This window comes from Sedimentibacter sp. (assembly GCF_038562225.1).
GTDB lineage: Bacteria > Bacillota > Clostridia > Tissierellales > Sedimentibacteraceae > Sedimentibacter.
This window is the reverse complement of record NZ_JBCFAS010000001.1, coordinates 848104-870425: the sequence shown is the minus strand read 5'-3', so window position 1 is coordinate 870425 and position 22322 is coordinate 848104. Positions and strand designations below refer to the sequence as shown.

Below are 22322 nucleotides of genomic sequence, written 5' to 3'. Positions count from 1 at the left end.
GAAAGCCATTTAAATGTTTTTTCGACTATTAAAATTGAAAGGAATTATTAATGATTAGAATTAATTTAGAAAAGTGCATTGGCTGCGGTCTTTGCGCTGAAGATTGTCAATGCAGTGACATTAAGATTATTGACTGGAAGGCACAACCTTTGTTTAAATCCTGCTTAAACTGCGGACATTGCATTGCAGTATGCCCTCAAAATGCTGTATCAATAGATGAGTATGATATGAATGAGGTTTTAGACTATAGCAAGGATAAATTTTATGTCGAGCCGGAAAAGGTATTGAATTCTATTAAATATAGAAGAAGCATCAGGAATTTCACGGACAAGCCTGTGGAAAAAGAAAAGCTCATGAAAATTATTGACGCAGGACGATTCACCCCTAGCGGAGGTAACAGGCAGCCTATAAGCTTCGTGGTTGTTCAGGACAATATGAGCGAACTGACAAAATTAACGCTCGATGTTCTTAATGATATAGCATGTAGTTATGTGCCAAATGAAGATGATCCTCTTGATAGTCAGAAAAAAAGATATTCAGTTATGTGGAAAATGATGCACAGGCAATATAATAAATACGGTAAGGATAAATTGTTTTTTAATGCACCTTCAATCATAATAGTTCTCAGCGATAAAAATTTATCCTTCAATCCATATGTAGACGGAGGATTGGCGGCTGCCAATATGCAAACAATGGCTGATGCATTAAATTTAGGTGCTTGTTTTAATGGATTTTTTACATTTGCATCACATGACAAGAATATCAGAGAGTTCCTTAATATTTCAGACAGTAAAGTTGTTGTCACATCATTGCTGTTTGGATACACAAACAATAAGTATTATAGAACTGTTCCCAGAAAAAGTGCTGAAGTTAATTGGAGATAGTGACTTGCTACTTTATACGGAAGTTAAAAAGCAACCGTAAAGATAAGGACAGAGTTTGACTTAATATAAACTTTTTACGCAGGAAAATTGTTAAAAGATAGGCGAGTTTTAGCTTGTACTAAACTACATTAATGAAAAAAGGTTTCAGCAATTGCTGAAACCTTGTATATTATACTTCTTGATGCTATCCCATCAATTAAAATACTCAGGCAATAAATTTAATACTCTGTAGTCTACATGGTTTAAAAAAATCTTTTTAGCTTTTGTAAAATTACGAGTTTTTATAGCTTCATATAGTGCAGTATGACTAGTAGAGGAAATAAAAGTGTCTATGTTACCTGATTCTAAAAATTTTTTAAAGCGTCCCATTGTTATAGTGTAAAGATATTCTTTAATTATTTCTTGGGCGCTCTTATATGCGAGGATATATAATGAATTCTTAGATAATTCACAAATAGTAAAATGTACATTAAAATCATTTAAAGCAATATTCTTTAGCTTTTGTTCATACGAATAGTTAAAATCGTCAATGTCAATATTGTTAAATTCGTTTTCGTAATTTTCACAAGCAAGTCTAAGCTTTTCTAAATCATCATCATTTGAATTTATGATAGCAAGTCTAATACATTCCAAGTCAATCAATTTTCTAAATTCTTTTACATCCTCCATCATTTTAGGATATACAACTAAAGAAGGTACATCCTTTAGAACATCTTCTATTTTAAAGCTATTAATATAGGTTCCGTCTCCGGCTTTAGTAGTTACTAGACCCAGGGCATTAAGTCTTTGTAATGCCGAGCGTACTGTTAATCTACTTACATTATAAATTTTAGTAAGTTCGTTTTCAGTTGGGAGTTTATCTCCATCCTTTAACTCTCCATTTAATATTGAATCCTTTAATATATCGGTAAGCTGTTCGCTTAAACTGTTTTTTCTAATTATTTTACGTTTCATAATCATCCTCTTATTTTAATAGTATTTACCGAAGCAATTGTTGCTGCTAATTAGAAGAGCTTTCTTATAGCTGTAGCATTTATTAATACTATGTTTATTTGTAATACAAGCATAACAGCTTTTTACGTGTTTTGCAAGTATAAAATTAAATTAATAAAAAAATATTGAAATTCAAATATTTAATGGAGGTAATAGCACTACGGTGAAAATGTTTACAAAATTTTATTGACAGAAAAAAGATGCTAATATATACTTGTATTACAAGTATATGTTTATAACATATATTAAGCTTGTGAGCGAAATTTATATGGGAGGTTAAAATGAAAATTACTAAAGTAGACGTGTTGTTAGTTACTACAGCGAATCCAATTTGGCGACCAATTCTTTGTCGTATTCACACAGATGAAGGAATATACGGAGATGGGGAAGCAGCTGTAGCATATATAAGCGGTCAAACTGCTGCTTATGGTATGATTCAGGATTTAGCAAGGCTGATAATTGGAATGGATCCCATGAAAAATGAATTGATTTGGGATAAGCTTTATAAAAGCACATTTTGGGGTCAAAATGGAGGGCCTGTAGTATTTGCTGGAATAAGTGCATTAGATATAGCCTTATGGGATATCAAAGGAAAATACTTTAATGCTCCATTGCATGTGCTGCTGGGAGGAAAACGTAGAGACAAGCTTCGTGCTTATGCTAGTCAGCTTCAATTTGGTTGGGAGTTGGATTTTAAAGGTGCTTCTACAGGAATTCCTCAATGTACTCCTGAAGATTATGCAGCGACTTGCAAAAAAGCAATGAATGAAGGGTATGATGCTGTTAAAATTGACTTTTTTACGTTTGACAAAGATGGTACTCCTTTTACAGAAGAAGAACGAACGAGAATAATTAAACCATATTATATAAATTTAATAGAAGAACGACTGAAAGCAATTAGAAAGGAATGTGGACCGGATCTTGATATTATAATTGAAAACCACTCCTTCCCCGACGCACAAGGAGCAGTCCAAATTGGTCAGATGGCAGAAAAGTACAGAATTATGTACTTTGAAGAACCCAACACACCAACTCCATTTATGCAAGCATACATTGCTAATAAAGTTAACATTCCACAAGCTAGTGGCGAGCGAATATATGGAAGATGGCAGTATGCACCATATTTTGAAAATAAATCGCTTCAAGTTATACAACCGGATATTGGAAATTGTGGAGGAATTACAGAAGCAAAGAAAATTTGCGATATGGCTTATACATACGATGTAAGTGTACAAGCTCATGTGTGTGCAACTCCGCTTTCAACATCTGTAGCATTACATTTAGAGTCAGTGATACCTAATTTCGTAATACATGAACATCATGTAAATAACAGATGCGTTTTTAATTATAACCTTTCTAAATTTAATCCACAGCCGGTAAATGGATATATAGAAGTGCCTAACGAACCAGGTATCGGAAATGAAATAACTGATGAAGCATACAGATTAGCACAAGTTGTTACGATACAGTAATAATAAAATAAATTTATAATTATAAAAGGAGCGAGGTAGAATTATGAGATTTAAAAAACAAACTGCATTATTATTGACGACAATAATGGTATTAAACATTGTACTTACGGGTTGTGGAACAGGAAGTACACCAACAGAAACATCAACAGGGAAGACATCAGGAACAAGCGGAGGAATGACATTGGAAGAATATGCGTTATCAGTCGCTACACCGCTTTCAGCAGAAGATGCTGCTATTAATATTGAAGCTAAGTCAAGTAATCCTGACAAAGTAATATGGAAACATGCAAACGTTACAAATAACCAGACAGATTCACCATCAGTTCGTGGGGATAGACAATTTTTCATAGAATTGAAGAAAATCCTAGGAGATAAAGTTGAGATTCAGCTATTCAATGGTGGAGTACTTGGTACTACAGCAGATCAGCTTCTTGGAGGTTTACAAAACAGAAATTTTGAAAGTTGCTCATATAACGTAGGTGCAATGGCTGAATATACTAATGCTTTTATGCCTTTAGACGTAATGTTCTTAATTCCGGATCTTGAGACGGCTTTTAAGGTAGTTTCTGGTGAACCTGGTGAATTGATGAGGCAGGAGTGCATAAAAGATACAGGTCTTAACGTTTTAACAATGGGAGCTATAGGTATGCGTCATATAACAAATGGAAAAAGACCAATTACTTCTGTCACTGATATGAAGGGATTAAAAATACGTGTACAGAATAATCCGTTGCATCTTTTGGCATTTGGAGCCTTAGGATGTGCTCCTACACCGATAGCATATGCTGAACTGTTTACAAGTTTGCAGCAAGGTGTTGTTGATGGGCAGGAAAATCCAATTGCTAATATTTTTGCACAAAACTATGTAGAAGTTCAAAAGTATATGACATTAACAGAACATTTATATACAGCGGGCGCATTTATTGTAAACGATGAATGGTTAAAAGAGCAGTCTCCAGAATTCCAGCAAGCAGTTGAAAAAGCTGCAGCTATTGCACAGGAATATTCCGGACCGGAATTACAAAAAACTGAAGAAGCTCTCTTAAAGTGGATCACTGATAAAGGAATGGAAGTAATTGAACTTAGTGACGAGGCTAAAGCGGAATTCAAGGAAATCTCCATGAGTACATGGGATGAAGCGGCAGAAAAGATTGGAGTTGACTATTTTAACTCTATTAGAGAATCAATAGAAAAAATTTCAAATTAAATTTTGAGTTTTGTATTGAATTATTAATAGGTAATTGCAGCTCCTAGCTGCAATTACCTTAGTTAGCAGAGGAGGCAGTATATGAAAAAGTTTTTAAATAATATTGAGGTCTATTTAGGTACAATATGCTCCATAGCTATGGTAGTTATATTATTTATGCAGGTTGTATCCAGATATATATTTAACAATGCGTTTTCATGGTCTGAAGAGTTGGCAATAATTCTATTTATTCTGTCAACGTATTTTGGGGCGACAGCTGCAATCAGAACAAAACAACATCTTAGACTTGAAATAATTACTGATAAGCTAAGTCCTAAGGGTAAGCTGATCATGGAAATTGTTAACAATGCATTTTTTGCCTTGTTTAATATAATTATTCTAACTGGAGTAGTACCAATGGTTCAAAGGCTCAGGGAAAACGGTACAACAACAGCGGTAACACATATTCCTAAATGGTCAATATATATATTCCTACCTATATTGTTTATTCTCATGATCATAAGACTTATACAGGTTAGTATAAATAATATAAAACAAATTAAAGAAATAAATATGCAAAAAATCAATGTTTAAAGAGGTGAGTATATGGCATCAGCAGTATTATTTTTATCTGCAGCAGGGTTATTAGCAATCGGTGTTCCTGTTGGAATTTCTTTAGGACTGGCAATGATAGCGATTGCATTTGCATTTGATACGACTAATATAGGATTTATAGCTCAGGCTATGTATTCTGGTTTTGAATCATTACCTTTGACAGCTATTCCATGTTTTATGTTAGCTGGAGCTGTAATGGAAACAGGTGGGCTTTCTAAAAGGCTTGTCAATGTAGCTAGCAAAATGGTTGGCAATACTACCGGTGGTTTAGGTACAGTAACGGTTATAGCATGTTTATTCTTTGGAGCAATATCTGGTTCAGGGCCGGCAACAGTTGCTGCAATAGGAGGAATTATGATACCATACATGGTTAATGCGGGATACGATAGAACTTATGCAACAGGGTTGTCAGCAGTAGCTGGTGGCCTGGGGATAATTATGCCGCCAAGTATACCTTTGGTTATATATGGAGTTGCTACAACAACATCTATAGGAGATTTATTCCTTGCAGGAATTGGCCCTGCATTTATTGTAGGAGCAATATTAGTACTAGTCAATATATATCAATCGAAAAGGTTAGGTTACTTTGGAAACGGAGAAAATTTTTCATTTAGAGAACTCGTAAAAGCAACGTGGGATGCTAAATGGGCTTTATTAATGCCGTTAATTATACTGGGAGGTATATACGGTGGCATATTCACCCCGACAGAAGCAGCGGTAGTAGCCATATTTTACGGAATAATAGTAGGAATATATGGTTATAAGGAATTAACCTGGAAGGGCGTTATTAATATATTTACTAAAAACACATCATTTGTTGGTGGTATATTGCTGACTTTTGCACCAGCAGCGGCATTAGGAGCTGTTTTGGCATTATTAGGAATACCTACAGGTTTAACAAAATTCTTATTAGGACTTTCTTCAAATAAGATTGTAGTATTGCTGATAGTGAATATATTCCTGGTTTTTGTAGGAATGGTTGTCGATACGACTGCGGCAAACATCATATTTTCACCAATTCTTCTGACTGCTCTAAGACCATATGGAGTAGATCCAGTGCATTTTGGTCTTTTGATGACTATCAACCTAGCTATTGGCTTCGTTACACCACCTGTAGCAGGTAATTTATTTGTTGCGTCTGGTATTACTGGAATTCCAATGGATAAAATTGTTAAGAAAGCATTGCCATTCATTATATCTATGTTTGTGGCTTTGTTAATCATAACATATATACCTTTAACATCAATAGGAATTTTAAGATTACTTGGCCGTTAATGTAAAAATATAAGATTAAACAATATTAATTTTAGGGGAGAAATAGATGAAAATTACAAGTGTAGATATAATTAAGGCACCTACTAAAGATTCTACCAGTGGATACAAGTGGAATCCTGTGTTTGTTAGAATCAATACTGATGAAGGAATCAGCGGTTTTGGAGAGGTGGGTTTAGCATATGCGAATGCAAGTCAGGCAGGATTTGGTATGGCAGTTGATTTTGCTAAACTAATAATAGGAATGGATCCTATGAATAATGAAGAAATATGGAATAAACTTCATAGAACTACTTTTTGGGGCATGGGCGGAGGAACAGTAATTTTTTCTGGAATAAGTGCAATTGATATTGCACTTTGGGATATAAAGGGTAAGGCTCTAGGAGTTCCTGTTTACAAGTTGCTAGGAGGCAAGACCAACACTAAATTAAGAACTTATGCCAGTCAGATTCAATTTGGGTGGAGTAAAGAAAGTCAATCTCTTGTGAAACCAGAAGAATATGCTCAGGCTGCCAGAGACGCAATAGCAGATGGATATAATTGTATAAAGGTTGATCCAATAGGCTATGATCTTGAAGGCATATGGATGGGCTGGAGTAACTATGGTATTCTAGAGAATAGACAATTGCAAATTGCAGTTGACAGAGTTGCAGCAATAAGGGAAGCCGGCGGGCCTGATTTAGATATAATTATTGAACTCCATTCATTAACTGACACTAATACAGCAATTCAACTTGGAAGGGAATTGGAGAAATTCAGATGCTTCTACTATGAAGAGCCTACACAGCCTTTAAATGCCTCTTTATTTAAAGAGATTGACAGAGAGGTAAAAATACCTTTAGCAACAGGTGAACGTTCATACAGCAGATGGGGCTTCAGAAAGTTCTTTGAGGATAGGTCGATATCAATAATTCAGCCCGATCTATGCAATACAGGAGGAATAACTGAAGGAAAGAAGATATGTGATATGGCACATGTATATGACATCGGAGTACAAATACATGTATGTGGCGGACCAATCTCTACTGCAGCTGCATTGCAACTAGAAGCGGTTATTCCTAATTTTGTTATTCATGAACATCACCAAATGGCTTTGGTAAAAGATAACATAGACCTTTGCAAGTATGATTATCAGCCTAAAAATGGGTATTTTGAAATACCAGAAAGGCCTGGTATTGGACAAGAGCTTACAGATGAAACAATAAAAAATTCGCCATTGATGGTAACAATAAAATAAAATTATATAAAATTATATAAAAGGAGAAGGTATATATGAAAATTACAAGTGTAGATGTAATCAAAACAAACGGGGGAGCCCCTTCGGTTAAAGGAACTCACTGGAATCCTGTATGTGTGAGAATTAATACTGATGAAGGAATATGTGGTTTCGGGGAAGCAGGTGTAGCTTATTCATCTGGAACTGAAGCTGCATTTGGTATGATTAAGGATTTTGGTGAACTAATAATAGGAATGGATCCTATGAATAGTGAAATGATTTGGAACAAGCTTCACAGAACAACATTTTGGGGCATGGGTGGAGGAACAATTATATTTTCTGGTATGAGTGCAATTGATATAGCTCTCTGGGATATTAAGGGAAAAGTTTTAGGTGTACCCGTATATCAATTGCTAGGTGGTAAAACTAATACTAAGTTAAGATCTTATGCAAGCCAAATTCAATTTGATTGGGGTAAAGAATGTAAAGCTTTATCAAAACCTGAAGAATATGCTGAGGCAGCAAGAAAAGCGATGGCAGAAGGATATACAGCTGTTAAAGTCGATCCGGTTGGTTTCGATACGGAAGGAGTGTGGATGAGTTGGAGTAACTATGGGTTACTTGAAAATAAACAATTAAAAGTAGCTGTTGATAGAGTTGCTGCTATTAGAGAAGCAGGAGGGTCTGATTTAGATATTATAATAGAACTTCACTCACTCACTGATACTAATACTGCAATACAACTTGGTAGAGAGCTTGAAAAATACAGATGTTTCTATTATGAAGAACCTACACAACCACTTAATTCTGACTTATTTAGAGAAATTGCCAATAATGTAAAAATACCAATGGCAAGCGGTGAAAGAATTTATTCAAGATGGGGATACAGACCATTCTATGAAGATAGATCCTTGTCAATAATACAACCCGATTTATGTAATACGGGAGGAATAACAGAAGGAAAGAAAATATGTGATATGGCTCATGTTTATGACATTGGTGTTCAATTACATATCTGTGGAGGGCCGATTGCAACAGCTGCAGCTCTTCAACTTGAAGCAGTAATTCCTAATTTTGTCATCCATGAACATCATCAATGTGCATTAATGGATGAGAACATTAATCTATGCAAGTATAATTATCAACCAAAGAATGGTAGTTATGAAGTACCTGATTTACCAGGAATTGGACAGGAGTTGACAGATGAAGCAATTGCCAAAGCGGAAGTATATACAGTAAAATAGCTAAATAGTATAAAAAGTAAGTGTTAAGTAAGAATTTTGAAAAAGAGTTATCATTGAATAGAAGCTAGTTTCTATGAAAGATAGCTCTTTTTAAGCAATAATTTGAACTTAAGAGTTTCATATTAATTTTGAACAAAAGGCTTAGAATTTCTAAGCCTTTTATCATACAACAATGTATTACTTAAATTAAATTTGTAGTACAATTAATTCAAAATGTTGACAATAAGCATTAAGACTCTTATACTTAAATAAGAAGCTATATATAATTTATAAAAACAGGTGATTATTATGGAAAAAAATAATATCAATAGTGGCGAAAAAATTTCAATGGTGGAAAACATTTTGGATTCAATGCGATATAAAATTTTGACTCAAAAGTATACGAAAAATTATATGTTGACGGAAGCTGCTTTATCTGAAGAATATAATACATCTAGAGGCTCAATTCGTGCTGCATTGCAAGCATTAGAAAATGAAGGATTAATAACAACATTACCAAATGGTAGAAAACAAGTAAAGGAAATTTCGGAAAAATATATTAAAGATTTGTATGAAGTTCGACGTATGTTAGAATGCAAAGTTATAGAAATTGTATTAGCTAAAAAAAGTATAAGCTATACCATATTAGCTTCAGCGGCTGAAGATTTTAATACAATTGAAAGCGATGATGATGAGATAATTCGTCTTGAAAGAATAAAAGTTAATACAAAATTTCATCGAGCATTGTTTGAACTGTCAGAAAATAGACCGTTATTGCAGTGCTGGACCACTATGGAGCCTATTTTTGAAACTTTTGCAAAATTCAATTCATCTACAATTGGTACAAAAGAACAACACAAGGACTTTTATGTCAGCAATCACATTAAAATATTTGAACTAATTGTAGCTAGAGATAAATCAGTTAAAGATTATTTAATTCGACACATTAACGATGCTGAGGAAGAAACACTGAGAGATTTAAAATTTAAATAATCTTTTTTGAAATAACTTTTAATTCAGTAATGCTAATTATATCATCAGTCAGTTGTTTTTTTATAATTAAAATCACTTTAAGAATATCAAAAATTTACTTATTAAATGGAGGTTCATATGAAAAAATTTGTAATGGTTGACAGTCATACATTAAAAGGTACGGACTTTAGTCCAGAGTTAAACCTTTTATCTGAAAATGGTATTGAATGTGTATTGGCTGAATGCAAAACAGATGAGGAAATTATTAATGCTGTAAAAGATGCAGATGCAATTGGTCTTAATTATTCACATATCACGAAAGACATTATTTTAAAGATGCAAAATTGTAAAGCAATAATACGTTATGGAATTGGTTTTGATACTGTAGATGTAGAAGCTGCCACTGAAAGAGGTATAGCTGTTTGCAACCTTCCTGATTACTGCGTAGATGAGGTTGCAACCCATGCAATGGCTTTAATACTTGATACATGCAGAAAAACTACGTTTTTTGATAAAAGTGTAAGAGCTGGATTATGGGACAGTAATTATGGATATAAGATGCATAGATTAAGTGCATTGACACTTGGATTGATTGGATTTGGAAATACTGCACGATTATTGAGCCATTATGCAAAATCATTTGACATGAATATAATTTCATATGACCCATACGCACCAGATAATTTATTCGAGCAATATGGTGTAACAAGTGTGAGTTTAGAAAAACTTTACAAGGAATCAGACATAATATCAATTCATGTTCCATTAACTGATGAAACAAAACATTTGATTAATAAAGATACTATAGAAAAAATGAAAGACGGAGTAATAATTATAAATACTTCAAGAGGACCTATAATAAGTATTGATGATTTGCTAGAAGCATTAAAAAACAAAAAGGTTTGCGCTGCAGGACTTGATGTAGTAGAAATTGAACCTATTAAAGATCCAAACTGCAGAATATATAACTATGAGAATTTAGTTGTCACTCCTCATGCTGCTTACAATTCTGTTGAAGCTTCAAATAATCAACACATGAAGGTGGCAAAGACAGCAGTACAAGTTTTAAATGGAGAAATGCCATACAATGTAGTTAATATAAAGAAATTGAGCAAATAATCTATACGTGTATTAAATACATATATTTATATAAAATAGGAAGTGATCTATATGAAGTATATAGCAATTGATGTTGGTAGCAGTTTTATAAAGACATCTCTTTTTGATATGAAAAAATGCGTCATCATAGAAAAAAGAAAAATTGCATCTCCCCAAAAACTAGAGAATAAAGATAAAAATATATTTGAAATTTCTGCTGAGTTACTTTTTAACACAGTTAAAGAAATTATTGATGGGATGTCAGAAAAATATGAAGACATTGAAGGTGTAGTATTTTCTACACAAATGCATGGATTTGTCTATGATTCAAATTGTGAAGTTAATAAAGAAGATATTTATGTTTCATGGCAAGATAACAGATGCCTCAATATTATAGAAAATGAAGGAAGAAGCTATATAGAAGAACTTAAGGAGCTGTTTAGTAAGGAGGAAATGGCTGATTGCGGCGTATATATTAAACCATCCCTTGGGCTAAGCAACTTATATACTATGCTTTATGAAATAGACAATCAAAAGAGGACAGGCAAACTTTACACTTTAGGATCATATTTTATTTCTAGGCTTACTGGAAACAATATTTGCCATATAACAAATGCTGCTCCATTGGGGTTTTGTGATGTGGTAAATAAGAAATGGAATGAAAAAATTATTAAAAAAGCTGGTTTTGAAAATATTGTTCTTCCTGTAATAGCAAAAAGTGATTTTGAAGTTTGCGGAATTTATAAATCTAATGGTCAAGAATTAAAAATATATCCTGATTATGGCGATCATCAAATTTCAATACTTGGAAGCATGGCAGGTAAAAATGACGTTGTGATTAATATTGCAACTGCATCTCAAGTATCAAATACCACAGAACATTTTATGCCAGGTGAATATGAAACACGTCCGTTTTTTGAAGGCAGATATATGAATACAATTTCAAATATGCCTAGCGGAAGAAATTTAGATGTCTTAATTGATTTCATAAAAGATACAACACATATAATAACTGGAATATCTGTAGATACAAATGAGATATGGAATTCGGTTTTAAAAGATTTTAAATATGATCTAGACGGATTGACGGCAGATGTTGGATTTTACTCAACACCTTATAATATGAATGGTGGAAAAATTGGTGGAATTACATATAGCAATTTTAATTTAAACACTTTATTTTCAGCAGCATTTTATAATATGGCAGATGTTTATGATAAAAACATAAAGGGTCTTTGTGGTAACAACATAAAAGTAGAGAAACTCGTCTTTTCAGGAGGAGTGTCATGGAGAATACCGAAGCTTCTTGAAATTGTAAGTCAAAAAACGGGATATCCTTATTGTCATTCTGCAATTCCAGATGAAGCATTTTCAGGTTTATTTAGAATAGCACTTGTATGTGCAGGTATTTGTACGGATTTAAATGATAAAAAAGAACTAACACTGAAACTTAAGTAAGGAGAATTTTAATGCATAATTTAAAAGAGAGAATAAATAAAAAGGAAGTTGTTCTAGGTACTATGCTTTCAGAAGTTTACACACCTAATGTTGTGCGAGTAATTAAAGCAGGAGGGATGGAATTTATTATTATAGACAGTGAACATGGATACTTTGATTATTCGCAGATAGCAAATATTGTTGCTGTATGCAATGGATTTGACATCCCAATTATTGTTAGAGTGCCTAACATTGATAGAGCATCCATAACTAAAGTTTTGGATATGGGAGTAGATGGTCTTTTGATACCAATGGTTAATACTGCTTTAGACGCAGAAAATGTAGTTAACTATGCAAAATATGCACCTTTGGGTGCTCGAGGTATATCAACTACAAGAGCACATACTAATTATGAGCCTCCAAAACTTTCTGAATACATTGAACATGCAAATAATAAAACTATAATATTAGCACAAATTGAAACAAAACAAGCACTATTAAATGCAGATAAAATAATAGAAGTAGAAGGAATAGATGCTCTTATTATAGGACCTAATGACTTAGCTATTGATCTTGGTACACCAGGTGACTTTGAAACTGCAAGTATGGAAAAATCTATTGAAACAGTCGTAGCATCTGCTAGAAAGGCAAAAAAACCCTGTGGAATTGTAGCATCTAACATTGGATTTTTACATAAATGTAAAGATATGGGCATGACTATATTTAGCTGTAACAGTGAAGTAGGAATGATTAAAAGTGCATCAATGAAAATAGTTAAAGAATTTTATGAGAGTTAGTTTGATATACAATTAGTTTAATATTATAAAAATAAGGGGAATGAGGACAAAATAAAAGAAGCAAGTCCTGAAAAACCTGCTTCTTAATTGAAAAATTACATTGGGTTACGTCATGGTTATGTCAAATGAACTAATTCGCACTTAGCAAAAAATTGATGTAGACTGTAAACCCACAATTTTCAATATTCTTTTGGTCGGGATGAGAAGATTTGAACTTCCGACCCCAAGTCCCCCAGACTTGTACGCTAACCAAGCTGCGCTACATCCCGAATACAAATGCTATTATACATTAAAAAAACTGTTATGTAAAGTGTTAAAAAATAAATTTTTCAAATTTCCATATTATATATTGCATTTTAAAATGTATTCTGATAAAGTTTAAATATCCATGAGTAATTGGATAAAATAATAAATAAGGATGTACAAAACATGAGTGAAGATAAAGAATTATTTGACGGCTGCGAAGAAGAAGGCTGCAGCTGCGGCGACGATGATTGCGGATGCGGCTGTGGCTGCGGTGATCATGACGAAGAAGTGATGACCATAACCCTTGAAGACGGCACTGAGGTTGAATGCGCAATAATTGCAATTTTCCCGGTGGAAGACAAGGATTACATAGCATTGCTTCCTTTGGAAAACCAGGAAGACGGTGAAGTGTATCTTTACGGTTTCGAAGAATTTGAAGACGGAAGCTTTGAACTTTTAAGCATAGAATCCGACACTGAATATGAAGCTGTTACAAAGGCTTTTGACGAGATTCTTGACGAAGCAGAACTCGACGAGTTGTTTGACGAAGACGAGGAAGAAGAAGACGAAGAATAATCAAAAACCCGTGAAAAACGGGTTTTTGTTGTTTTTAGGGAGATCACGCTGCTCAGCATGCCCTAACCCAAAGATGAGATTCTCCAGGCTTAGCCTTCAGAATACATGTTCTAAAGGTAATCTGATAAAAACAAAACCCGCTTGCGCGGGTTTTATGTTTATCTATATAATATTATTGGTTTTTAAGAATTACGTCGTGAGCTCCACCTTCGGTTAATGATGTAGCAGAAACCACGGTCAGTCTTCCGTTTTGCTGAAGATCCTTTATGGATTTGGCTCCGCAGTTGCACATGGTTGATTTTATCTTGTGAAGAGTGCTGCCAAGACCATCGTCAAGCTTACCTGCATATGGCACGTAAGAGTCAACGCCTTCTTCAAACTGAAGTCCTGCTTTTCCGCCAAGGTCGTATCTGGCCCAGTTTCTTGCCCTGTTGGAACCTTCGCCCCAGTATTCCTTCACGAATCCGTTGCCGTACTTTATTTTGCCTGTAGGACTTTCATCAAATCCTGCAAAATATCTTCCCAGCATTACGAAGTCTGCGCCCATGGCAAGAGCAAGTGTAATGTGGTAGTCAAGAACTATTCCGCCGTCAGAACAGATAGGCACGTATATTCCTTTTTCATTGAAGTATTCGTCCCTGGCTGCAGCCACATCCAACACGGCTGATGCCTGGCCTCTGCCGATTCCCTTTTGCTCTCTTGTGATGCATATTGAGCCGCCGCCTATTCCTATCTTTATAAAGTCAGCCCCTGCGTCTGCCAGGTATCTGAAACCTTCTCTCTCAACGACGTTTCCGGCTCCTACCTTTACGCTGTCGCCGTACTTTTCCTTTATCCATCTGATGGTGTCTGACTGCCATTCGCTGTATCCTTCAGAGGAGTCGATGCATAAAACGTCTGCTCCGGCTTCTACCAGCGCAGGAACTCTTTCCCTGTAGTCTCTGGAATTTATACCGGCGCCTACAACGTATCTTTTCTTGCTGTCAAGAAGCGAACGTGGGTTTTCCTTGTCTTCGGAATAGTCTTTTCTGAAAACCATGTACACAAGGTTGAAATCTTCGTCAACTATGGGAAGTGCATTGAGCTTGTGCTGCCAGATGATATCATTGGCTTCTGTGAGCGTAATGCCTTCGTATCCTACGATCAGTGATTTTGCAGGAGTCATGAATTCCTCCACCTTTTTGTCAAGGGAGTCTCTGGTTGTTCTGTAGTCTCTGCTGGTGACTATTCCCAAAAGTTTTCCTGCGGAAGTTCCATTGGCTGTTACCGCCATAGTTGAATGGCCGGTTCTTTCCTTCAGATATAGAACATCCTGAAGCGTGTCTGTTGGTTTGAGGTTTGAATCGCTGATTACAAATCCTGCCTTGTATTTTTTGACCTTTCTTACCATCTCTGCTTCGCTTTCAATGGACTGGGAGCAGTAAATGAATGATATGCCTCCGTTTTTAGCCAGTGCTATGGCCATGTTGTTATCTGAAACTGACTGCATGATGGCAGATGAGAAAGGTATGTTAAGTTTTAATTCAGGCTCTTCGCCCTTTTTAAACCTGCAAATTGGAGTGCTTAAATTAACATTTTCGACAATACAATCTTTTGTGGTCAGGTTTGGTAAAAGTAAGTATTCTCCGAATGTTCTGGACGGCTCGTTGATAATTCTTGCCATTGATAAATCTCCTTTTCATGTGTTTTCGCAATGAAAATATAATAATTATTCTTGATAGATTATCATAACATAACTTCATTGTCAACCCAATATTTGCATTAATATTATCAATGGAAGCTGTATTTCCTGAAGCTACAGGTTGAAGCAAAAAGCCGCTATTTATGAACGTAATTGCATGATTGCAGATATCAGCCTTTGGAATTTGTGTGAGAAACTGAAGCACATCATTATGAAAATATTAAGAGGATATGCTGCAAGCTCAGGGTGACATAATCACAGTCTGCCTGCCGTGGTTTTAAGATTTGCTTAATAATTCAAACATATAATGTACCATACTATATATTATTTACAGATTAAATTACATTTGGAGGAAAGATGAAAGAACATAAGGATAATAAAAAACCATTCATATATTATTACATGATTGTGATGTTTGTGGTGATACTTCTGAATGCGGCGGTTTTTCCGTACGTGAACCGGATGCAGTCCAAGGTTCACGAGGTTGACTACGGAACGTTTCTCTCAATGGTGGAAGATGGAGACGTCACTAAGGTTGAGATAAACGATAAGCAAATTGCGTTTGTGTCAAAGTCAGACAGCAACAGCGTTTACATCACCGGGAAGATGGACGATCCCAACCTGGTGGACAGGCTGCTTGCCTCATCGGTAAAAATTGAGTTCGGACAGGTTGTTCCGGAGGAAAATTCCGTGCTGCTGGATGCAATTTTGTCATGGGTCATTCCGTTAATCATATTTGTTGGACTGGGGCAGCTTTTATCCAGACAGCTTCAGAAGAAAATGGGTTCTTTCGGCAATTCCATGCAGTTTGGTAAATCCAACGCCAAGATTTATGTGGAGGCTCAGACGGGCAAAAGATTTGAGGACGTGGCGGGGCAGGACGAGGCAAAGGAAGCCTTGACTGAAATTGTCGATTTTCTTCATAATCCTAAAAAGTACGAGGACATAGGTGCTACCATGCCTAAGGGCGCACTGCTGGTGGGACCTCCGGGAACAGGAAAGACTCTTATGGCCAAGGCCGTTGCTGGTGAAGCAAAGGTTCCGTTCTTCTCAATTTCAGGTTCTGAATTCGTTGAAATGTTTGTGGGAATGGGCGCGGCAAAGGTCAGGGACCTGTTCAAGCAGGCTCAGGATAAAGCACCGTGCATCGTGTTCATCGACGAAATAGATACAATCGGTAAGAAAAGAGACAGCGGCGGACTTTCAGGCAACGATGAAAGGGAGCAGACATTAAATCAGCTTCTTACGGAAATGGACGGATTCGACGGCAAAAAGGGCGTTGTAATACTTGCTGCAACCAACAGACCGGAGTCCCTTGACAAGGCGCTGTTAAGACCGGGGCGTTTCGACAGAAGGATTCCCGTCGAGCTTCCGGACCTGGCGGGACGCGAGGCCATACTGAAGGTTCATGCAAAGAATGTGCATCTGGAAGATGATATAGATTTCAATGCCATAGCCAGGGCAACGGCAGGAGCCAGCGGAGCAGAGCTTGCAAACATCATCAACGAGGGAGCTCTTAGGGCCGTAAAAAACGGCAGGTCAAAAACAACCCAGGAAGACCTTGAAGAAGCAGTGGAAGTAGTCATAGCAGGTTACCAAAGAAAAAATGCGGTGATTTCCCCCAAGGAGAAGAAAATCGTAGCATATCACGAAATAGGTCATGCGCTGGTGGCTGCAAAGCAGACAGAATCTGCTCCTGTTCACAAGATTACCATCGTGCCACGAACTTCAGGAGCGCTGGGATACACCATGCAGGTTGCCGAGGAGGAAACATTCCTTTTGTCCAAAGAGGAAGCATTCAACAAGATAGCCACATTCACAGGAGGCCGTGCAGCTGAAGAAGTTGTGTTCAACACATTCACAACGGGAGCATCAAACGACATCGAGCAGGCTACAAAGCTGGCAAGAGCAATGGTAACCCGTTACGGCATGAGCGAGGAATTTGACATGATGGCGCTGGAGAGCGTCAATAACCCATACCTGGGGCAGGAATCATCGCTTGCATGTTCTTCAAACACATCAGGCAAAATAGACAATGAAGTTTTGAAAATCATAAAGTCTGCCCATGAAAAGGCCATAGCCATACTGAGGGACAACGAGGATAAGCTTCACGAGCTGGCTTCGTACCTGCTGGAAAAGGAAACAATAACAGGCGAGGAATTCATGGAAATCCTGAACAATTAAGCTCCTGATAAACAATCGTCCGGCATTATAAAAAAAATGTAGAAAAAATAAAATATTTTGTGCCTGACCCCCAAAAAATTATTCGTGGTACGAAATATATAGTGTAAATTAATTACGCCCCCCTTGTAAAGAGTTATAAATTATGAGTCTTTACTTTATAAAGGATGATTTCTACAGAAATCATCCTTTATTATTTCTGAAGTTTCGTGCATAATATGCTTATCTGCAGCAAGCTTGAAATAGCTGTCACCTTTGTATTGTGCAAATCTGTACCTTTTGGAAGCGGCAGAAATGTTTTATCATTACTATGAAATTTACTGAGAGGTAATATTATGAAAAACGTTCCTAAAATAGCAGCTATACACGATATGTCCGGAATTGGAAGATGTTCCATGACCGTAATAATGCCTGTTCTTTCAGCTCTGGGCTGCCAGGTCTGCCCGTTGCCAACAGCACTTTTGAGCAACCACTCCGAATTTAAGAATTTTTATTTTTTCGATTTCACCCAGCATATGGAGGAATATTTCAGCAACTGGGAAAAGAACAACGCTGAATTTGACTGCGTGTACAGCGGCTTCATCGGCTCCGAGATGCAGATAGACATAATGCTTGACATCATAAGCAGGATAAAGAACAAAAAAGATGCCCTTGTGGTGGTGGATCCGGTAATGGGAGACCACGGCATAACCTACAAAACCTACAATGGCAGGATGGTGGAAAAAATGAGCCACCTGGTTCACGAGGCGGACATCATCACTCCTAACATGACTGAAGCAAGCATTTTGCTGGGAGAAAAGTATTCCGATGAAAAAATAGATACTAATATGCTCAAATCGTATCTTAAAAGGCTGTGCAGCCTTGGACCCGACATTGCAGTTATAACCGGAATCACTTCACAGGACGGGGAGAACATCAATGCATGTTACGACAAGAAAGAGGACTGTTACTGGAAGGTGCCCTTCAAGTTTGTGGGGAAGAGATATCCGGGCACAGGAGATCTTTTCACTTCGCTTTTGGTAGGGTATTTAATGAACGGAAAAATTCTTCCCGAAGCCATAGAGGAAGCTTCAAGGTTCGTATCCCTTGCCGTGGAATCAACTTACGAAGCAGGAACGCCAAGTTCAGAAGGTGTGCTGTTTGAAAAAATCATGAAGGAGCTTTACTCGGAAGTAGAAAATTATAAATATACTACGCTTTAATAATAAATTCAAAAACAATGCAGCCTGTATTCAACTGCATTATTTTTTTATTTTTGGAATATTTTATTACCAACTGCACATAATATTGATAATTTACTATTATTTTACTTGGCAGAAACTTTCCTTTCCCATTGGCAGCAGGCAAAACTGAGACGAAAATTAATCAGGAAACAAAAAAAGCTTGCAATAAATCCATTTGTGATATATAATATCGTTTGTTCAAAAAATATGGGATTTTGAAAAGGGATTGCCAATAATGCGTGAGTTTATACTTATGCAAAAAGTAAATTTTCTCGCGAAAATTTATACCTTTAATTGACAAGAGTCAATTTTCGGATAAACTTTTAAAGGTTGGTGGTAAAATGAAAAAGAAACAAATATACCCATTTATAATATCTGTAGTATTGATAATGAGCTTTATTGTAACTTATTATAATGAGGTAAACCAAAAGAACATCGCATTTGCGGAGTCAGAAACCGCGTATGCAGAACCTCCATTTAAAGAACTAAAGTATGATATTGACAGAAGCAGCGTTGAACATGAGACAAAAATAGTATATAACGATGAGAAGTATGTTGACTACGAAAAAGTAGTCCAGGAAGGTTCGGACGGAATGAAAAAGTCCGTATACCAAGAATCATATATAGACGGAGTTCTTGTTTCCAGGTCTCTGGAGGAAGAAATTGTTTATATCGATCCCGTAGAAGAAATAATCGAAGTGGGAACAAAGGAATACAAGGTTGCAACATCAAGAGGAGGGTTCCGTTACAATACGGAATTTGATATGGTTGCAACAGCCTATGATTTGTCTTATGCAAGCACAGGTAAGTATCCTGATGACCCCGAATATGGAATAACAGCATCTGGCACAAAAGCTCAGCCAGGTACAGTTGCAGTAGACCCAAGTGTAATACCTCTTGGTACGAAGCTTTACATAGCTTCCACAGATGGCAGTCCTGACTATGGTTACGCAACGGCTCTTGATACAGGAGGAGCGATCAAGGGTTACAGAATAGACTTGTTTATGGAAGACGGCACAAAAGCAAACAACTACGGAATCAGACAAGTTAAAGTCTATGTATTGGAGTAATTGAACAAGAAAAATTGCTTTCGGGCAATTTTTTCTTTTTTTGAATATTGATATAGGCAAAATTATAAAAATGGTGTATAGTAAATGGAGAATACTACAAGGAGAATTTTATGAAAAAGCCAATATTCATAGGAATATGCGGAGGAAGCGGTTCGGGAAAGACAACCATTGTAAACAAAATTTATTCAGCGGTTCCGGAAAAAAGCATTGCCATTCTGGAACACGATTCATACTATAAAGATCAGAGTTCCATGTCCTACGAACAAAGGTGCAGGACAAATTACGACCATCCATTTGCTTTCGATACGGACCTGTTCGTAGAGCACATCAAGGAGCTTAAGGAAGGCAAAACAATCAATAAACCAATTTATGACTACGGCATCCACAACAGGAAGCAGGAAACCATCGATGTGGATCCCAAGGAAATAATCATAGTTGAAGGATTGCTGGTATTTTACGAGGAAAGAATAAGAGATCTTCTGGACATAAAAATATATGTGGATACGGATGCAGACATAAGAATACTACGAAGAATCATAAGAGACATAAACGAAAGGTCAAGAAGTCTAGAATCCGTAATAAACCAGTACATGGACACCGTGCGTCCTGCTCATGAACAGTTCATAGAGCCAAGCAAGAAATATGCGGACATTATAGTTACAGAGGGCGGAAACAACCTTGTTGCCATCGATTTGATGGTCACAAAGATAAAATCCCTTCTGAACAAGGAACAAGGCAAGGAGTAACAATTTTGATAAAGGAAATAATAGTCGTTGAAGGCAAGTCGGACATTTCAGCAGTTAAAAGGGCTGTGGATGCACAGGTCATTGCTACCAGCGGTCTGGGCATCAATGACCAGATAATAAAAACAATCAAGAAGGCTTCAAAGAACAGGGGAATAATAATCCTGACTGACCCTGACTATCCGGGCAAAAAAATCAGGAACATGCTGTCTTCTGAAATAGAAAATTGCAAGCATGCTTTCATTGCAAGAAGCAAGGCGGAGAAGGACGGAGATATCGGAGTTGAGAATGCCAGTCCCGAGGATATCCGTGAAGCCCTGAAAAACGCCAGAGCTGTCATTGCCGAAGACAGGCAGGAATTTTCAAGTTCTGACATGACATACTATGAGCTTGTGGGAAGCGACAATGCCTCCAAAAGAAGGAGCGTGCTGGGAGATGAGCTGGGCATAGGATACTGCAGCGCCAAGCAGTTTTTAAAAAGGCTCAATTCGTTCGGCATTACCAGGGAAGAACTTGAAGAAGCAATTATCAGGATAGAAAATTCTACTAGTAAGGATGAGGATAAATAATGGATGACAAGAAACTGTATTCGCCCAAGGTGATGAAGGATATTCTCGACAAATACGGATTCAGGTTCAGCAAAAGCCTGGGACAGAACTTTCTCATCGACGGAAACATAATAAACAAAATAGCTGAAACTGCAGAGCTTGATGAAAATTCCGGCGTCATCGAAATAGGACCGGGATTCGGAACACTGACGCAGGTTCTGTGCCAGAAGGCTAAAAAGGTTGTTGCCATCGAGGTTGACAGGAGTCTGGAGAAGGTTCACCATGAAACATTGGATTATGACAACATTAAGATAATATACGAAGACTTCATGAAGATTGATGTGGACAAATTGATCAAGGAAGAATTCCAGGGCCTTGACGTAAAGATCGTGGCAAATCTCCCATACTACATAACTACTCCCATAATCATGAAAATATTGGAGGAAAGGTACAAGATTTCAAGGATAGTGGTGATGGTTCAAAAAGAAGTGGCCCAGAGGCTGAATTCCAAACCGGGAAGCAAGGAGTACGGTGCCATAACACTGGCTGTAAACTACCGAGCTGACACTGAGATAGCAATGATAGTTCCAAGTTCTGTTTTCATGCCTAGACCCAAGGTGGACTCGGCGGTAATCAGATTTGACATCCTCAAGAAGCCGAGGATAGAGGTTCTTGACGAGAACATACTCTTTGCGGCAATCAAGGCATCCTTCGGACAAAGGAGAAAGACGCTGCTTAACGGTCTTTCCAACAACCTTAAGCTTTCAAAGGATGTGGTGAAGACAGCCCTTGAACAGGCCGGAATTGACCCGGGTGTGAGAGGAGAAACCCTGAGCCTGGAGGATTTCGGAAGAATTGCCGATGAAATTGTAAAGACTAACAAATAATT

The 22322-nt window shown here is 36.8% G+C and carries 20 protein-coding genes and 1 tRNA gene; 18 read left to right on the top strand and 3 right to left on the bottom strand.

The window, feature by feature from the left end:
• The first annotated feature begins 50 nt into the window (after positions 1-50).
• Positions 51-884: a nitroreductase family protein gene (locus AAGU76_RS04170; protein WP_342484181.1), complete on the top strand. Its 834-nt coding sequence runs from the start codon at positions 51-53 to the stop codon at positions 882-884.
• A 192-nt stretch (positions 885-1076) separates the two neighbouring features.
• Here the strand turns inward: AAGU76_RS04170 and AAGU76_RS04165 are convergent, their stop codons facing one another.
• Positions 1077-1838, bottom strand: a complete 762-nt coding sequence (locus AAGU76_RS04165) for a GntR family transcriptional regulator (protein WP_342484180.1) — start codon at positions 1836-1838, stop codon at positions 1077-1079.
• Between the two features lie 320 nt (positions 1839-2158).
• Here AAGU76_RS04165 and AAGU76_RS04160 point away from each other — a divergent pair, with 320 nt between their 5' ends.
• From AAGU76_RS04160 to AAGU76_RS04115, 10 genes are all read left to right on the top strand, one after another.
• A complete protein-coding gene (locus AAGU76_RS04160; RefSeq protein ID WP_342484179.1) occupies positions 2159-3349 on the top strand; it encodes a mandelate racemase/muconate lactonizing enzyme family protein in 1191 nt (396 codons plus the stop codon).
• 43 nt (positions 3350-3392) lie between these two features.
• Positions 3393-4556: a TRAP transporter substrate-binding protein gene (locus AAGU76_RS04155; protein WP_342484178.1), complete on the top strand. Its 1164-nt coding sequence runs from the start codon at positions 3393-3395 to the stop codon at positions 4554-4556.
• Positions 4557-4637: 81 nt separating this feature from the next.
• Positions 4638-5129: a TRAP transporter small permease gene (locus AAGU76_RS04150; RefSeq protein WP_342484177.1), complete on the top strand. Its 492-nt coding sequence runs from the start codon at positions 4638-4640 to the stop codon at positions 5127-5129.
• A gap of 12 nt (positions 5130-5141) precedes the next feature.
• Entirely contained in the window at positions 5142-6425 is a 1284-nt protein-coding gene (locus tag AAGU76_RS04145) for a TRAP transporter large permease (protein WP_342484176.1), read from the top strand.
• A 46-nt stretch (positions 6426-6471) separates the two neighbouring features.
• On the top strand, positions 6472-7659 hold the full coding sequence (locus tag AAGU76_RS04140; protein WP_342484175.1) for a mandelate racemase/muconate lactonizing enzyme family protein: 1188 nt from the start codon (positions 6472-6474) through the stop codon (positions 7657-7659).
• A 35-nt stretch (positions 7660-7694) separates the two neighbouring features.
• Complete coding sequence (locus tag AAGU76_RS04135; protein WP_342484174.1) at positions 7695-8882, top strand: mandelate racemase/muconate lactonizing enzyme family protein; 1188 nt, start codon at positions 7695-7697, stop codon at positions 8880-8882.
• A 288-nt stretch (positions 8883-9170) separates the two neighbouring features.
• On the top strand, positions 9171-9854 hold the full coding sequence (locus tag AAGU76_RS04130; protein ID WP_342484173.1) for a GntR family transcriptional regulator: 684 nt from the start codon (positions 9171-9173) through the stop codon (positions 9852-9854).
• Positions 9855-9971: 117 nt separating this feature from the next.
• Positions 9972-10952 (top strand): C-terminal binding protein, encoded by a 981-nt coding sequence (locus tag AAGU76_RS04125; RefSeq protein WP_342484172.1) that lies wholly within the window; start codon positions 9972-9974, stop codon positions 10950-10952.
• Between the two features lie 51 nt (positions 10953-11003).
• Complete coding sequence (locus AAGU76_RS04120; RefSeq protein ID WP_342484171.1) at positions 11004-12389, top strand: FGGY family carbohydrate kinase; 1386 nt, start codon at positions 11004-11006, stop codon at positions 12387-12389.
• Positions 12390-12400: 11 nt separating this feature from the next.
• Positions 12401-13165 (top strand): aldolase/citrate lyase family protein, encoded by a 765-nt coding sequence (locus AAGU76_RS04115; RefSeq protein WP_342484170.1) that lies wholly within the window; start codon positions 12401-12403, stop codon positions 13163-13165.
• 191 nt (positions 13166-13356) lie between these two features.
• Here the strand turns inward: AAGU76_RS04115 and AAGU76_RS04110 are convergent.
• Positions 13357-13434, bottom strand: a tRNA-Pro gene (locus AAGU76_RS04110).
• A 268-nt stretch (positions 13435-13702) separates the two neighbouring features.
• On the opposite strand from AAGU76_RS04110, the gene AAGU76_RS04105 reads away from it, so the two are divergent.
• The gene (locus tag AAGU76_RS04105) at positions 13703-13987 is read left to right on the top strand and encodes a DUF1292 domain-containing protein (protein WP_342484677.1); all 285 of its coding nucleotides are present in this window, start codon (positions 13703-13705) and stop codon (positions 13985-13987) included.
• Positions 13988-14159: 172 nt separating this feature from the next.
• On the opposite strand, the gene AAGU76_RS04100 is transcribed toward AAGU76_RS04105, so the two are convergent.
• A complete protein-coding gene (locus AAGU76_RS04100; RefSeq protein ID WP_342484169.1) occupies positions 14160-15650 on the bottom strand; it encodes an IMP dehydrogenase in 1491 nt (496 codons plus the stop codon).
• A 375-nt stretch (positions 15651-16025) separates the two neighbouring features.
• Here AAGU76_RS04100 and ftsH point away from each other — a divergent pair, with 375 nt between their 5' ends.
• The 6 genes from ftsH to rsmA all read left to right on the top strand — a co-directional run bounded on the left by ftsH (position 16026) and on the right by rsmA (position 22320).
• Positions 16026-17852: an ATP-dependent zinc metalloprotease FtsH gene (gene ftsH, locus AAGU76_RS04095; protein ID WP_342484168.1), complete on the top strand. Its 1827-nt coding sequence runs from the start codon at positions 16026-16028 to the stop codon at positions 17850-17852.
• A gap of 332 nt (positions 17853-18184) precedes the next feature.
• A complete protein-coding gene (locus AAGU76_RS04090) occupies positions 18185-19051 on the top strand; it encodes a pyridoxamine kinase (protein ID WP_342484167.1) in 867 nt (288 codons plus the stop codon).
• A 362-nt stretch (positions 19052-19413) separates the two neighbouring features.
• Entirely contained in the window at positions 19414-20142 is a 729-nt protein-coding gene (locus tag AAGU76_RS04085; protein WP_342484166.1) for a 3D domain-containing protein, read from the top strand.
• A gap of 110 nt (positions 20143-20252) precedes the next feature.
• The gene (gene udk / locus AAGU76_RS04080; protein ID WP_342484165.1) at positions 20253-20888 is read left to right on the top strand and encodes a uridine kinase; all 636 of its coding nucleotides are present in this window, start codon (positions 20253-20255) and stop codon (positions 20886-20888) included.
• A gap of 5 nt (positions 20889-20893) precedes the next feature.
• Entirely contained in the window at positions 20894-21454 is a 561-nt protein-coding gene (gene rnmV, locus AAGU76_RS04075; RefSeq protein ID WP_342484164.1) for a ribonuclease M5, read from the top strand.
• Entirely contained in the window at positions 21454-22320 is an 867-nt protein-coding gene (gene rsmA / locus AAGU76_RS04070) for a 16S rRNA (adenine(1518)-N(6)/adenine(1519)-N(6))-dimethyltransferase RsmA (protein WP_342484163.1), read from the top strand. The genes rnmV and rsmA overlap by 1 nt, the downstream gene beginning before the upstream one ends.
• Positions 22321-22322: the final 2 nt, after the last annotated feature.

Bases quoted from the DNA above. Each gene is read 5' to 3' on its own strand.
- AAGU76_RS04120 (WP_342484171.1), top strand. From the start codon at position 11,004: ATGAAGTATATAGCAATTGATGTTGGTAGCAGTTTTATAAAGACATCT.
- AAGU76_RS04140 (WP_342484175.1), top strand. From the start codon at position 6,472: ATGAAAATTACAAGTGTAGATATAATTAAGGCACCTACTAAAGATTCT.
- rsmA (WP_342484163.1), top strand. From the start codon at position 21,454: ATGGATGACAAGAAACTGTATTCGCCCAAGGTGATGAAGGATATTCTC.
- AAGU76_RS04155 (WP_342484178.1), top strand. From the start codon at position 3,393: ATGAGATTTAAAAAACAAACTGCATTATTATTGACGACAATAATGGTA.
- AAGU76_RS04090 (WP_342484167.1), top strand. From the start codon at position 18,185: ATGAAAAACGTTCCTAAAATAGCAGCTATACACGATATGTCCGGAATT.
- AAGU76_RS04130 (WP_342484173.1), top strand. From the start codon at position 9,171: ATGGAAAAAAATAATATCAATAGTGGCGAAAAAATTTCAATGGTGGAA.
- AAGU76_RS04145 (WP_342484176.1), top strand. From the start codon at position 5,142: ATGGCATCAGCAGTATTATTTTTATCTGCAGCAGGGTTATTAGCAATC.
- AAGU76_RS04105 (WP_342484677.1), top strand. From the start codon at position 13,703: ATGACCATAACCCTTGAAGACGGCACTGAGGTTGAATGCGCAATAATT.
- ftsH (WP_342484168.1), top strand. From the start codon at position 16,026: ATGAAAGAACATAAGGATAATAAAAAACCATTCATATATTATTACATG.
- AAGU76_RS04125 (WP_342484172.1), top strand. From the start codon at position 9,972: ATGAAAAAATTTGTAATGGTTGACAGTCATACATTAAAAGGTACGGAC.
- AAGU76_RS04165 (WP_342484180.1), bottom strand. From the start codon at position 1,838: ATGAAACGTAAAATAATTAGAAAAAACAGTTTAAGCGAACAGCTTACC.
- AAGU76_RS04135 (WP_342484174.1), top strand. From the start codon at position 7,695: ATGAAAATTACAAGTGTAGATGTAATCAAAACAAACGGGGGAGCCCCT.
- AAGU76_RS04085 (WP_342484166.1), top strand. From the start codon at position 19,414: ATGAAAAAGAAACAAATATACCCATTTATAATATCTGTAGTATTGATA.
- AAGU76_RS04160 (WP_342484179.1), top strand. From the start codon at position 2,159: ATGAAAATTACTAAAGTAGACGTGTTGTTAGTTACTACAGCGAATCCA.
- AAGU76_RS04170 (WP_342484181.1), top strand. From the start codon at position 51: ATGATTAGAATTAATTTAGAAAAGTGCATTGGCTGCGGTCTTTGCGCT.
- AAGU76_RS04115 (WP_342484170.1), top strand. From the start codon at position 12,401: ATGCATAATTTAAAAGAGAGAATAAATAAAAAGGAAGTTGTTCTAGGT.
- AAGU76_RS04150 (WP_342484177.1), top strand. From the start codon at position 4,638: ATGAAAAAGTTTTTAAATAATATTGAGGTCTATTTAGGTACAATATGC.
- udk (WP_342484165.1), top strand. From the start codon at position 20,253: ATGAAAAAGCCAATATTCATAGGAATATGCGGAGGAAGCGGTTCGGGA.
- AAGU76_RS04100 (WP_342484169.1), bottom strand. From the start codon at position 15,650: ATGGCAAGAATTATCAACGAGCCGTCCAGAACATTCGGAGAATACTTA.